The organism is Hymenobacter defluvii (assembly GCF_017589435.1).
GTDB lineage: Bacteria > Bacteroidota > Bacteroidia > Cytophagales > Hymenobacteraceae > Hymenobacter > Hymenobacter profundi.
This window is the reverse complement of record NZ_JAGETX010000008.1, coordinates 161,332-173,572: the sequence shown is the minus strand read 5'-3', so window position 1 is coordinate 173,572 and position 12,241 is coordinate 161,332. Positions and strand designations below refer to the sequence as shown.

The window sequence follows — 12,241 nt, the reverse complement described above, 5'->3', positions numbered from 1 at the left end:
ATTCAATACGTAACACTCAATATTTCCGGGCTATTTTTGCCAGTATGCTTACGGTAGAAAAAATAGGTGGCACTTCTATGAGTGCTTTTGGGGATGTGCTTGATAACATCATCCTGTACGGCCGCGAGGGCGCGGCGCTTTACAATCGCATCTTCGTTGTGTCGGCTTATGCTGGTGTCACCAACTGGCTGCTGGAGAACAAGAAAACCGGTGCGCCGGGCGTCTACCACCGTTTTGCCAAGCACGAGCAGTTCCGGGAGGCCCTGAGCCAGGTGAGCGAACAGCTCCAGGAGCTGAACAAACAGTATGAGCCGCTAGGGCTGGACCTCGCCGTAGCCAATGCCTTCATCGCGCAGCGCATTCAGGACGCCCAAGGCTACCTCGATAATCTGGCCAGTATCCTGGCCTCGGGCTACGTGAGCAGCGAAAACATCTTGCAGGCCGCCCGCGAGATTCTGGCGTCCATCGGTGAGTCGCACTCGGCCTTCAACTCCGTGAATATCCTGCAAAACCGCGGCATCAACGCCACGCTGGTAGATCTAAGCGGTTTCCACGACGCCACGCCCTACACCATCGACCAGCGCATTCAAAAGGCGTTTGGCAGCATCGATTTTGCCTCTACCATCTGCATTGCCACCGGCTACACCAAAGGCACGGAAGGCATTATGCGCGAGTTTGACCGAGGCTATTCGGAGGTGACATTCAGCAAGATAGCCGTGGCCGTTCGGCCGCAGGAGGCCATCATTCACAAAGAGTATCACCTGTGCACCGCCGACCCTGGTGTGGTAGGGCTGGCCAACTGTGCCCCGGTAGGCTTCACCAACTACGACGTGGCCGACCAACTCGCCGACGTAGGCATGGAGGCCATTCACCCAAAAGCTTCCAAGCCGCTGGAAATCAACAAGATTAACCTGCGCATCAAGAATACTTTTGAGCCCGAGCACCCCGGCACGCTCATCACCGAAGACTACGTGAGCCCCACCAAGCGCGTGGAGGTAGTCACCGGCACCGACCGCGTGCTGATCGTGGATGTGTACGACCCGCTGATGGTAGGCGGGGTAGGCTTCGACCTGCACATCATGGAAGCCTTTGCCCGCTTAGGCATCAGCTACTCCTTTAAGGCCACTAGTGCCAATAGCATCTCGCTGGTTATCTGGGAGAAAGATTTCAAGTCGCAATTGGTAGAAGAGCTGCAAGCCAAATTTGAGAAGGTGACCGTAGAAAAGGCCGCTATGGTCTGTATCATCGGCTCCAACATCGATGAGCCGGGGCTATTGGCGCGGGCGGCGGGCGCGCTGGCCGGAGCGGGTATCAACATTAAGAGCGCCGGTTTTGCTCTGCGCAAGGTGAACATTCAATTTCTAGTGGCTAGGGAAGATTTCAACCCCGCCGTAGTAGCATTGAACGCGGCCTTATATGCCACGGAAGGATAGAAACTATGTTGCTATAGGATTATGCAAGGGTAGGGTAGGGCTTTTTAGGTAGTTCACCGTAATTTACCCACCTTGCACTCCCCCCTACCTACCCGCCGCGTGAAGCTCTCCGTCGTCATTGTCAGCTACAATGTTTGCCACTTCCTGGAGCAGGCCCTGTTGTCGGTGCGGAAGGCGGCGGCGCATCTGGGCGAGCCAGTAGAGGTGTTTGTGGTAGACAACCACTCAGCGGACAGCTCGGTAGCGATGGTGCGGACGCGCTTCCCCGAGGTAGTACTTATTGAAAACAAGACCAACCCCGGTTTCAGCACTGCCAACAACCAGGCCCTGCGCCGCGCCCGCGGCCAGTACATGCTGCTGCTCAATCCCGATACGGTAGTGGAGGAAGACACCTTCCGGAAGTGCTGCCAGTTTATGGACGAGCACCCCGAGGGCGGCGGCATGGGTGTACACATGCTGGATGGCCAAGGCCGTTTTTTGCCCGAGAGCAAGCGCGGCCTGCCCACGCCCTGGGTGGCGTTCTACAAAATATTCGGTTTGGCGTGGCTGCTACCCAAGTCGCGCACCTTTGGGCGCTACCACCTGGGCTACCTCAGCAAGGACCAAACCCACGAAATAGAAGTGCTCAGCGGCGCCTTCATGCTGATGCGCCGACAAGCGCTGGACGAGGTAGGGCTGCTCGACGAGGACTATTTCATGTACGGGGAAGACATTGACCTGTCGTACCGACTCACGCAGGGCGGCTGGAAAAACTACTACTACCCCGGCACCCGCATCATTCATTACAAAGGCGAAAGCACCCGGCGCACCAGCATCAACTACGTGTTCATGTTTTATCGGGCCATGGTCATTTTTGCTGGCAAACACTTCGCGCCGGGAAAGGCCGGGGTGTTTAGCTTGTTGCTGAACCTGGCTATTTGGTTGCGTGCCGGGGCCGCCGTGGCCCACCGTGTAGTGGCCGGTTGTGCCCCCGTGCTGCTGGATGCTATAGGGGTAGGCGCCGGGCTGATTGCGTTGCGGTCCGTTTGGCCCGAAGCAGCGCTGGCTGGTCCAGCCGCCGTGCCGGCGTGGGTGGCTACCTGGCTGACGGCCGCCTACCTCAGCGGTACCTACGACCAGCCCCCGCGCCTTTGGCCCATTGTGCGGGGCATCTTGTTGGGCACGGTAGCACTACTAGCTGTCGATGGTTTTGCGGAAGCAGGCTACGCGGCCAAAACCCTGCTGCTGGGCGGTAGCTGGGCTGCGGCTGTAATGGCGGGCTGGCGAATGGCGGTGCATGCCGTGCGTCACGGCAGCGTGCACCTGCACCAGTTCCGCACCCGGCGCGTGGCCATTGTGGGTTCGGAGGGTGAAAGCAGCCGGGTGCGCAAATTGCTGCGGCAAGCTGGCGCGCCTGTGTATGTGATGGGGCACGTGAGCCCAAGCTCTACCCAAGCAAGTCAGGAGCAGTTGGGTACCGTGAGCGAGCTGCAAGCCCTTATTCGTCATCACCGGGTAGACGAATTGGTATTCTGTGGCCAGGACCTAACGTCGCAGCAAATTATGACCTTGATGACGCAATTGCCCCAACGGCTGGAAGTTGCGTATCGCATACTGGCCCAAGGAAGCGAGTATATTGTGGGTAGCTCCAGCCGCGTATCGCCCGGCGACTACTACGCGCCGGAACAGGCGGCCTCTACTTACACACCCGCTCCGGATATGAGCGTGCTGGTGCGCTGCTTCCGGTGGCTGGGTTGGGTGCCCGAGGCCAATAATGCGCCCCGCGACTGAGTAGTCGGCAGCGTAAAAAGAGCAGGTAAAGCGGCGCGGCTTCAACTCAAATCCGTACATTGGCCGAACTTCTGACCTGTTTCATCCTTTTCGCATGTCCAGCTCCGCTACCTCCGTTGCCTCCGTGTTGTCCGACCGCATCAACGCTTTGCAGGAATCCCAAACGATTGCCATGGCCAAAAAAGGCCGCGAACTGGCCGCCCAAGGCGTCGACGTTATCAGCCTGAGCTTCGGTGAGCCGGATTTTCAAACGCCGCAGTACATAAAAGACGCCGCCAAAACGGCCATTGACGAGGGCTACACGTTCTATACGCCCGTGCCCGGCTACCTGGACCTGCGCCAGGAAATTTCCGCCAAGTTCAAGCGCGACAACAACCTCGACTATCAGCCCGACCAGATTGTGGTGAGCACCGGCGCCAAGCAGTCGCTGGCCAACGTGGTGCTAAGCGTGATAAACCCCGGCGACGAGGTAATCGTGTTTGCGCCCTACTGGGTGAGCTACGAGGAAATGGTGAAGCTGGCCGAAGGCGTGCCCGTACCGCTGATGGGCACCATCGAAAACGACTATAAAGTGACGGCCCAGGAGCTGGAAGCTGCTATTACGCCGCGCACCAAGCTCATTATGTATTCCTCGCCTTGCAACCCTACAGGCGCTGTATTCTCGCGCGATGAGCTAGCGGCTATTGCCGAGGTAGTGGCCCGGCACCCGCAGGTGCTGGTAATGGCCGACGAAATTTATGAGTACATCAACTTCGTAGGCGAGCACGTGAGCATCGCGCAGTTCGAGGAGATAAAGGACCGCGTAATTACCGTGAATGGCTTCTCGAAAGGCTATGCCATGACGGGCTGGCGCGTGGGTTACTTGGCCGCTAGCAAAGAAATTGCCTCGGCCTGCGACAAGCTCCAAAGTCAAATCACGTCTGGCACCTGCTCCATTGCCCAGCGCGCTGGCCTAGCTGCCCTGCAAGGTGGCCGCGCCTCCGCCGACGAGATGGTAGCCGCCTACCGTCGTCGCCGCGACCTAGTGCTGAACCTAGTGCAGGACATCCCCGGCTTCCGCACGCCGGTGCCTGAGGGCGCGTTCTACATCTTCCCCGACGTGAGCGGCTGCTTCGGCAAGACCACACCCGAGGGCAAAGTGCTGGAAACTTCAGCCGACGTAGCGTTCTACCTGCTCAGCGATGCACACGTGGTAGCCGTCAGCGGCGACGCTTTCGGGGCGCCCAACTGTATCCGCTTCAGCACCGCCGCCGCCGATGAGAAGCTGCAAGAAGCTTTCAACCGCATCAAGACTAGCATTGAGAAGCTAGGGTAATGGTGAGGTTGTGAGTTTGTGAAGTTGTGAATGATTAAGAAAGCGTCTGTCATCCTGAGCTTGCGAAGGACCTTGTACCCGCAGAACGAGTCGTTGTTACGTTCGTCGTTTACATGTGAGAAGGTCCTTCGCAAGCTCAGGATGACAGGCGATTTTTTTTACTCACAACTTCACAAACCCACAATTTCACCATTTCCTACCTTTGCGGCCTTACTAATCTTTGCGTAATGCTTCAGCTTGCTACACCCACCACGTTATCCGATCTGTTTTCCGCGTTCAACCAACTCAAGGTGCTGATTGTGGGCGATGTAATGGTGGATGCCTACGTGTGGGGGAAAGCCAGCCGCCTGTCGCCGGAAGCGCCGGTGCCGGTGGTGAATGTGGTGCGTACCGAGCAACGCCTGGGTGGTGCCGCCAACGTGGCCCTGAACGTGCAGGCCTTGGGTGCTACCCCCTTGCTATGTGCCGTGGTAGGCGAGGACCAGGGCGGCGACCAGCTGCTGACGTTGTTGCAGGAGCGGAAACTGTCGGCCGAGGGCATTGTGCGTAGTGCCCACCGCCCTACCACCGTGAAGCAGCGCGTGCTGGCCGGCGGGCAGCAATTACTCCGCCTAGATGCAGAAGTAGAGCACGACCTCAACGAAACCGAAAACACCAGCCTGCACGCTCGCTACGAACAGCTATTGGCCCGCGCCGATGTGGTCGTATTTGAGGATTACGACAAAGGCGTGCTGAATGAAGCGACCATTCAACGTTTCATCCAGCTGGCGCGTGCGCGGCAGGTGCCTACGGTGGTCGACCCCAAGAAGAAAAACTTCCTAGCCTACCAATACTGCACGCTGTTCAAGCCCAACTTGAAAGAGCTGCGCGAGGGGCTGAAGCTGGAATTCGGTGATACCGACGCCGACCGCCCCTACTTTGAAGCGGCCGTAGCGCGGCTGCGGCAGGAACTGCAACCGGCCAACGTGCTCGTGACGCTCTCGGAGCGTGGGGTGTTTATCGAAGATGCGCAACAGAAGCAAACCTACATCCCAGCCCATATACGCGCTATTTCCGACGTTTCCGGGGCCGGCGATACAGTGATTAGCATTGCAGCCCTGTGCGTGGCGTTGGGGGTAGGTGCTCCGGCTACCGCCGCGTTGGCCAACCTGGGTGGCGGCCTAGTATGTGAGCAGGTAGGGGTGGTGCCAATCGCCAAGCAGCAGCTATTGACAGAAGCCCAGACCGTAGGCCTGAGCTTGGGCTAGCTTAAGCGAAACGGTTGTAGTGCATAAGTCAGCAAGCATTAGTTGTTCTTTCACGAAGACTCAGTTTATGTTTGACAAGCAAAGATTTTAACGGAGCCATCAATCTGCCTGCTTGCTATTTACGTATATAAATTAGTGATAATCCATTAAAAAATTGGATTTAATATATGATACGTGAATACTAAAGTGGTTCTTTTATGGTTGACAGGCAGAACTTTTCGGATGAAATCAGGCATTTCCTTGAAAGCCATGCGCTGTTGCCGAGTACAACTGCCGCTTCAACTGATTCTGTGGCAGCAGTTGACCGTGTTACCGAGCTGGTGGTAGCCAAGCTGACTGAAGTAGCCCGGCAGGCAGGTGGGCAAGAGGTAATCTGGAACGCGGCTCACCAAACAACTGCTTCGCAAGTGCTTAAGCAGCCCGCCACCTTGCGCGACCCAGCGGCTAGCAACCAAGGCAACGATTTGATGAAATCGTTGCTGGAGGACCGCTACCACGGCACAATGCACAATATAGTAACTGATACAGGCGCTGATGCCGGCGAGGTAAACCAGTTGGTTGGTCAGGCAGCCCTTGCGGCAGTTGCGCTCTTGGGCCAGAAAGCCGCTGCCAACCAATGGGATGCCGAGGCCCTTAGCCAGTGGTTGCAAGCACAGGGCAACGGGCAAGTGCAAGCCCCACGCGTCCGCCCGGCCTTGCCGCCGTTGCCCGCATTCACCGCCGCACCACGCGAGCCGGTGCCTGCCCGTGGTGGGAGTAGCGGCCGCTGGGGCTGGATTGCACTGATGGTCGCCATTGCCATTGCGAGCTTCGTGCTGGGCCGGCAAACGGCTCCTACCATCAACTACCAACTGCCCGACAACACCCTGGCCAGCAATGCGCTATCGGCCAGTGACCGGTTCTCTCTACCCACTGCCGCCGCCGATAATCGAAGCACCTGGGACGCCGCTAACCCCATCAACGTAGTGACCAACGAAAATTTTCAGGCCGCTGGCGGCTACCCCGAGGTCATTGCGACCAACACTACCCCCAACAGTGGCGGTGGCTACGTGTATGGCAACGCCGGGGTGCCGGTGGTACTAAAGCTAAGCGGTGGCTTACAGCAGATTATCGGTTCCAACTCCACCGAAAGTCGCCTGTACCAGTTCCTGGCCGACCCCTTGATGGCAGTGGATACCTTGAACCCGTTGAAAGGCTGGATTGGCTTCGACCGCATTTATTTTGAGTCGAGCAAAGCCACGCTCACCAATGAATCGATGTGGCAGCTCTCCAACGTAGCCAGCATTCTAAAGACCTTTCCCAAAGCCGAAGTGCGGATTGGCGGCTACACCGACAGCTCCGGCGACCCGCTGCTCAATCTGCGCCTGAGCCGCGACCGAGCGCAAGCCGCCCGCGCTACCCTCATCAGCATGGGCGTCGATCCGAACAACGTAGAAGCCATCGGCTACGGCTCCCTAGACAACATCGCCAGCAACGACACCCCCGATGGCCGCTCGCTCAATCGTCGGGTTAGTATTCGAGTTTTAGAGAAATAAGAATAGCATACGAATACAAAAGCCCGCCGGAACACTCTTCCGGCGGGCTTTTGTGCGTAGGTAGGGTAGGGGTTACGCCCGCAGCGTGGTGCTAAACTCCTTCACCGTTTCGATGAATACGCGCACGTTGTCGGGGTTGGTATCGGGGTAGACGCCGTGGCCCAGATTGGCAATGTGACGGTGCGGCCCGAAGCGGCGCAGCATTTCAATAGTGGCTTGGCGCACCTGCTCCGGCGAGCCGTAGAGGGCACAGGGGTCGAGGTTACCTTGCAGGGTTTTGTCGCCTACGAGTGGGCGCACATTGCGCGGGTCCTCGTTCCAGTCGAGGCCAATGGTGCGGCAGGGTAGCTCGGCAAAATCGGCGGTGGCGAAGTAGGCACCTTTGGCGAACACCGTCACGGGTACATCGGGAATGGCCTGGCAGATTTCGCGAATGTAGCGTGTGCTGAACTCCCGGTAGTGGTCGGGGGGTAGGATGCCGGCCCATGAGTCAAACACCTGAATCAGATTGGCACCGGCTGCTACCTGTGCCTGGAGGTAGGCAATGGTAGTCGCCGTGATTTTGCGTAGCAGCTCGTGCGCCAGCTCGGGCTCGGCGTAGAGTAGGCGACGGGCCTTGGAGAACGTCTTGGAGCCGTGGCCTTCCACCATGTAGGCCAGAATGGTCCAGGGAGCCCCAGCAAACCCAATTAGCGGCACGCGACCGTTCAGGGCCGTTTTGGTGACGCGAATGGCTTCCAGCACGTAGCCCAGGTGCTCCTCGGGGTCGGCCACGCGCAGGCGAGCTATATCCTGCGCCGACTTCACGGTATTGGGGAACAGCGGCCCGCGGGCCTCTACCATCTCGTAGGGTAGGCCCATGGCTTCGGGCACCACCAGAATATCAGAGAAAATGATGGCCGCGTCTACGTCCAGCGCATCTACGGGCTGAATGGTGACTTCGGCTGCCAGCTCAGGAGTTTCTACCAGCTCCTTGAAGCCGCTGAGGCGGCCCCGCAGCTCGCGGTATTGGGGGAGAATACGGCCTGCCTGGCGCATAAGCCAGACCGGAGTGCGTTCGGTTTCTTCGCCGCGGGCGGCACGTAACAGCAGATCATTCTTGAGCATGCCGCAAAGGTAGAGGGGAAATAGTGAATTTGTGAGGTTGTGAAATGGTGAGTAAGAAAGCGTCTGTCATCCTGAGCCTGCGAAGGACCTTCTCACGCCAGAACGAGTCGTTAGTACGCTTGTCGTTCTCGCATGAGAAGGTCCTTCGCAAGCTCAGGATGACACAGGTTTTACCTCGCCATAAACAACGCCCGAATAGCTGTGGCAATGAAGCTGACGCCAATGCTGAGCGTGAGAAAACCCATCACGCGGGCCATGGCCGTCATGCCGGCGCGGCCCATCACGCGGGTAAGGCGCAGGCTGCTGACGAGGATTAAGAAACTAGCGGCGGCTACCAGCACAAACCCCACCAGGGTAAGCGCCACTCCGGAATACGACAATCGACTGGTAAACAAGCCAATGCACACAGCAATAGAGCCCGGCCCCGAGAGCATGGGCATGGCCAGCGGCGTAAAGGAAATATCATCTTTTTGCTTGCTGTCCTCTACTGTAGCATCCGATACTTTCGATTTGTTGGCGCCCGGCGTGAGCAGGTCGAAGGCCGAGCGCATCAGCAGAATACCGCCCGCAATGCGCAAGTGGTAAATGTTGATGCCAAAGAAATTGAGCACGTATTGACCGGCAAAAAACGACACGGACATGATGCACACCATATAGATGCACGCGCGCAGGGCCGTGCGGCTGCGCTCGGGAGCAGTGTCATTTTCGGTTAGGGTCAGGAAAACTGGCATGGCCCCAAACGGATTCACCACGGAAAACAACGTGGTGAACGTGGCAATCAGAATATTTATGTCCATAAGGCAGCGGGTTGAAGGCCCTGTCGGGTAAAGGTACACGCTGCCGCGCCACCGCAAAAATGCAAAAGTGTATGTTTGTTTTACTGTTGACTTGCGTATAGGTATCTTTTCGCCCTAACTCTCGTCCCTCCGACCTAAACTGCTACCACCTTGTTGACTCTAGACGGCCCTTTGTGGCTACTCCTCAGCCAATCTTTAACCCTGTTGCTTACAAGTGTGGCCATTGTGGCCACCGTGGTGCCCTTGGTGAAGGCACAGGCATGGTGGATCCGGGTGTTTGATTTCCCTCGTCTGCAAATCGTTGCAGGAGCTTTGTTGAGCGAAGCAGCACTATTTGCCCTACGTATGACGACTGAGCCTAGTGGTATTGTGCTTGCCGTGGTCCTAGGCGTATGCGGTGTGTATCAGATATTTCGCATTTTGCCCTATACGTCCCTGCGCCCCAAACAAGTGGCCGACAGCGACCCGGAAGGCATTGCAAACAAAGACCGCCAGATCACCATTATGGTGACCAACGTGCTGATGACCAACCGCGACGCGCCCAGTTGCCTGCGAGCCATCCGCGACTGCGGGCCGGATATTTTGCTGGCCGTCGAGACGGACCAATGGTGGCTGGATCAGTTGCGTGTGTTGGAAGAGGACTACCCCTATACGGCCTACGAGCCGCTGCCCAATACGTATGGGCTCCTCCTGTTTTCGCGGTTGGAGCTGCGCGATGCCCACATTCGCTACCTCATCGACGACGAAGTGCCTTCATTTCATGCGCAGGTAGTGTTGAAATCGGGGGAGGAAGTGTGCCTGCATTGCCTGCACCCCAAGCCGCCGGCACCTGCCGAGGCTAAAACCAGTACTCGCCGCGACGCGGAGCTGCTGTTGATTGGGCGGGAAATCGAGAACAAGGATCAGCCCACCATTGTAGCCGGTGACCTGAACGATGTAGCATGGTCCCATACATCCGAGCTGTTTCGACGCATTAGCGGCCTGCTCGATCCACGTCTCGGGCGGGGCATGATGCCGACCTTCCACGCTGACTACTCGCTGCTACGCTGGCCGTTGGACCACATCTTCCACTCACCCCACTTCAAGGTAGTGCAGATGCATCGCCTGGAATACATCGGCTCCGACCATTTTCCTATCTGTATCACTCTGAGCTACGAGCCCGAAGACGAAGACGAGCAGGAAGCAGAAGCCGCCAAGCCCGACGCCGAGGACCACGAGGAAGCCGAGGAAAAAATAGCCGCTGGCTTTGCCGAAGAAGCCGAAGAGGAACGCGAGGAAGCGGAGGGTAAGCAGTAAATGTGAGGTACTAAACTAGAAACCATCTGTTATTCTGAGCCTGCGAAGGACCTTCTCACGTCAGAACGAGTCGTTAGTACGATGGTCGTTTTAGCTGAGAAGGTCCTTTGCAAGCTCAGGATGGTAGATGGTTTTTTGCTAGAAGCTACTTACAAGCCGCCCTTCATAACTCAATACCCTTCTTCAAATAGAAAAGCCATTTGTTGTCGATTGATGCTGGCGGGCACGTACCGCATGATGGTGTTGCGCAGGCGAACGAGGGTAGGGTTTTCCAGCTGGGCTACCCTGCCCAAGTGCCACGACAGCCGCACAATACGGGTGGTGCGGGCATGGCGCCGGGCTTCAAACGTTTGGAAAGCTTCTCGTATATCAGATTGGTTGGCCAAGCAATTGGCCAGAATGGCGGCATCTTCCACGGCTTGCCCCGCACCCTGGCCCAGGTTGGGGGTAGTGGCGTGGGCGGCGTCGCCGAGTAGCAGCACCGGGCCGTGAGCAAAATGTGTGATGGGCTTCAGGTCGGTGATGTCGTTCCAGAGGAGCTGGTCGTCGCGGGTGAGGGCCAGCAGCTGCGGGATGGGCGCGTGAAAATCAGCAAAATGCCGCCGCAAATCGGCCGCCCGGAAGCGCTGAAACTGCGGATTGCGCGGCTGGGCGCTATTGATGCACGCAAACCAATACGTTTGCCCATGAGCCAGCGGCACGTAGCCAAAGCGGCCGGTGCGACCCCATGTCTCGTAGGCGTGGCCGGTTGGTAGGCCAAGGGCCGACGCATCGACTACAGCCCGCCAGCAGGTGTAGCCTGCGTAGCGCGGCTCGGTACCCGGCAGCAACTGCCGCCGCGTTCTGGACCGGATGCCATCGGCGCCCAGAAGGGCATTGCCTACCGCCTGGCTGCCATTAGCAAAGTAGGCGCGCACCTCGCCGGTAGCCAGCACCTCAAACCGCTCGAAGGGGCAGGCCAGCGTCAGGCAATGGCTGGGTAACTGGTGCAGCAGCGCCTGCTGTAGCGCCGCCCGATGAATCCCCAGGTTCTCAAAGCCCAGCCGGTGGCTGAACGGGCGCGTATCAGTGTGGTTCAGTTGCCTACCCTGCTGGTCTACTAAGTGCAGTTCCGTGATGGGGCTGCCCGCGGCTCGCACTACCTCGTGCAAGCCCAAATCGTGGAGCGCACGCATGGCGTTCAGACCCAGCACCACGCCCGCGCCTACCTCACACAACATAGGTGCTGCCTCGTATACCTGCACCGTATGGCCCTGCCGCCGCAGGGCCAGAGCCGCCGTTAAACCACCAATCCCCGCCCCGATAATGAGAAAATGCATACGGCAGTATAGCAATAGTACGATGAACGGGTTATGAATAAGATAATAAGAAATGTAGAAAAAAAGCCCGTCATGCTGAGCATGCTTGTCCTTACCCAAAACTCAAAAAGCGCCGGCCAGTAGGTCGGCGCTTTTTGAGTTTTGGGTAAGGACAAGCCAAGAGGCAAGGCTTTATATTAGTTAAGAGTAAAATTCTGATTGGGTTACATCTGGCTTTTCCAAAATAAAGGTTGAGCAATGATAGCCACTTTCAATACAAGTAGAGACCTGCTTGATTACCCATCCATCTTTAATGGCTTTGGCCGTGTCGCCTTCTGGTTTCATCTCCAAAGAGACCGTATATGCTGCTGCAGAAGCCAGTTTTGTAGAAGCCAGGCTGATTACTTCGGTAATTACTCGTTGCGCCATTGGTAGTCTATGAA

10 protein-coding genes are annotated in these 12,241 nt (G+C 57.5%); 6 read left to right on the top strand and 4 right to left on the bottom strand.

Going from position 1 to position 12,241, the window contains the following annotated elements; translation table 11 throughout:
• Positions 1-44: 44 nt before the first annotated feature.
• The 5 genes from J4D97_RS15040 to J4D97_RS23870 all read left to right on the top strand — a co-directional run bounded on the left by J4D97_RS15040 (position 45) and on the right by J4D97_RS23870 (position 7,300).
• Positions 45-1,433, top strand: coding sequence for an aspartate kinase (locus J4D97_RS15040; protein ID WP_185280898.1), 1,389 nt, complete (start codon positions 45-47; stop codon positions 1,431-1,433).
• 72 nt (positions 1,434-1,505) lie between these two features.
• On the top strand, positions 1,506-3,203 hold the full coding sequence (locus J4D97_RS15035; RefSeq protein WP_208308247.1) for a glycosyltransferase: 1,698 nt from the start codon (positions 1,506-1,508) through the stop codon (positions 3,201-3,203).
• A gap of 94 nt (positions 3,204-3,297) precedes the next feature.
• Entirely contained in the window at positions 3,298-4,518 is a 1,221-nt protein-coding gene (locus tag J4D97_RS15030; RefSeq protein ID WP_208308246.1) for a pyridoxal phosphate-dependent aminotransferase, read from the top strand.
• A 227-nt stretch (positions 4,519-4,745) separates the two neighbouring features.
• Positions 4,746-5,765 carry a bifunctional heptose 7-phosphate kinase/heptose 1-phosphate adenyltransferase gene (locus J4D97_RS15025; RefSeq protein ID WP_208308245.1) on the top strand — a complete coding sequence of 340 codons (1,020 nt, stop codon included), beginning with the start codon at positions 4,746-4,748 and terminating at the stop codon, positions 5,763-5,765.
• A gap of 290 nt (positions 5,766-6,055) precedes the next feature.
• Entirely contained in the window at positions 6,056-7,300 is a 1,245-nt protein-coding gene (locus tag J4D97_RS23870; protein ID WP_208308244.1) for an OmpA family protein, read from the top strand.
• A 72-nt stretch (positions 7,301-7,372) separates the two neighbouring features.
• Here J4D97_RS23870 and hemE read toward each other — a convergent pair whose 3' ends face one another.
• Positions 7,373-8,407 (bottom strand): uroporphyrinogen decarboxylase, encoded by a 1,035-nt coding sequence (gene hemE, locus J4D97_RS15015; protein ID WP_185280894.1) that lies wholly within the window; start codon positions 8,405-8,407, stop codon positions 7,373-7,375.
• 170 nt (positions 8,408-8,577) lie between these two features.
• A complete protein-coding gene (locus J4D97_RS15010; protein ID WP_243900333.1) occupies positions 8,578-9,204 on the bottom strand; it encodes a MarC family protein in 627 nt (208 codons plus the stop codon).
• A 150-nt stretch (positions 9,205-9,354) separates the two neighbouring features.
• Between J4D97_RS15010 and J4D97_RS15005 the strand changes: the two genes are divergently transcribed.
• Entirely contained in the window at positions 9,355-10,500 is a 1,146-nt protein-coding gene (locus J4D97_RS15005) for an endonuclease/exonuclease/phosphatase family protein (RefSeq protein ID WP_208308243.1), read from the top strand.
• Positions 10,501-10,670: 170 nt separating this feature from the next.
• On the opposite strand, the gene J4D97_RS15000 is transcribed toward J4D97_RS15005, so the two are convergent.
• Positions 10,671-11,819 carry an FAD-dependent monooxygenase gene (locus J4D97_RS15000; protein ID WP_208308242.1) on the bottom strand — a complete coding sequence of 383 codons (1,149 nt, stop codon included), beginning with the start codon at positions 11,817-11,819 and terminating at the stop codon, positions 10,671-10,673.
• 180 nt (positions 11,820-11,999) lie between these two features.
• Complete coding sequence (locus J4D97_RS14995) at positions 12,000-12,227, bottom strand: hypothetical protein (RefSeq protein ID WP_208308241.1); 228 nt, start codon at positions 12,225-12,227, stop codon at positions 12,000-12,002.
• Positions 12,228-12,241 lie beyond the last annotated feature (14 nt).

What these genes read in the sequence shown, in the direction of transcription:
- J4D97_RS14995 (WP_208308241.1), bottom strand. Translation starts at nt 12,227, where the DNA reads ATGGCGCAACGAGTAATTACCGAAGTAATCAGCCTGGCTTCTACAAAA.
- J4D97_RS15000 (WP_208308242.1), bottom strand. Translation starts at nt 11,819, where the DNA reads ATGCATTTTCTCATTATCGGGGCGGGGATTGGTGGTTTAACGGCGGCT.
- J4D97_RS15025 (WP_208308245.1), top strand. Translation starts at nt 4,746, where the DNA reads ATGCTTCAGCTTGCTACACCCACCACGTTATCCGATCTGTTTTCCGCG.
- J4D97_RS15010 (WP_243900333.1), bottom strand. Translation starts at nt 9,204, where the DNA reads ATGGACATAAATATTCTGATTGCCACGTTCACCACGTTGTTTTCCGTG.
- J4D97_RS15030 (WP_208308246.1), top strand. Translation starts at nt 3,298, where the DNA reads ATGTCCAGCTCCGCTACCTCCGTTGCCTCCGTGTTGTCCGACCGCATC.
- hemE (WP_185280894.1), bottom strand. Translation starts at nt 8,407, where the DNA reads ATGCTCAAGAATGATCTGCTGTTACGTGCCGCCCGCGGCGAAGAAACC.
- J4D97_RS15040 (WP_185280898.1), top strand. Translation starts at nt 45, where the DNA reads ATGCTTACGGTAGAAAAAATAGGTGGCACTTCTATGAGTGCTTTTGGG.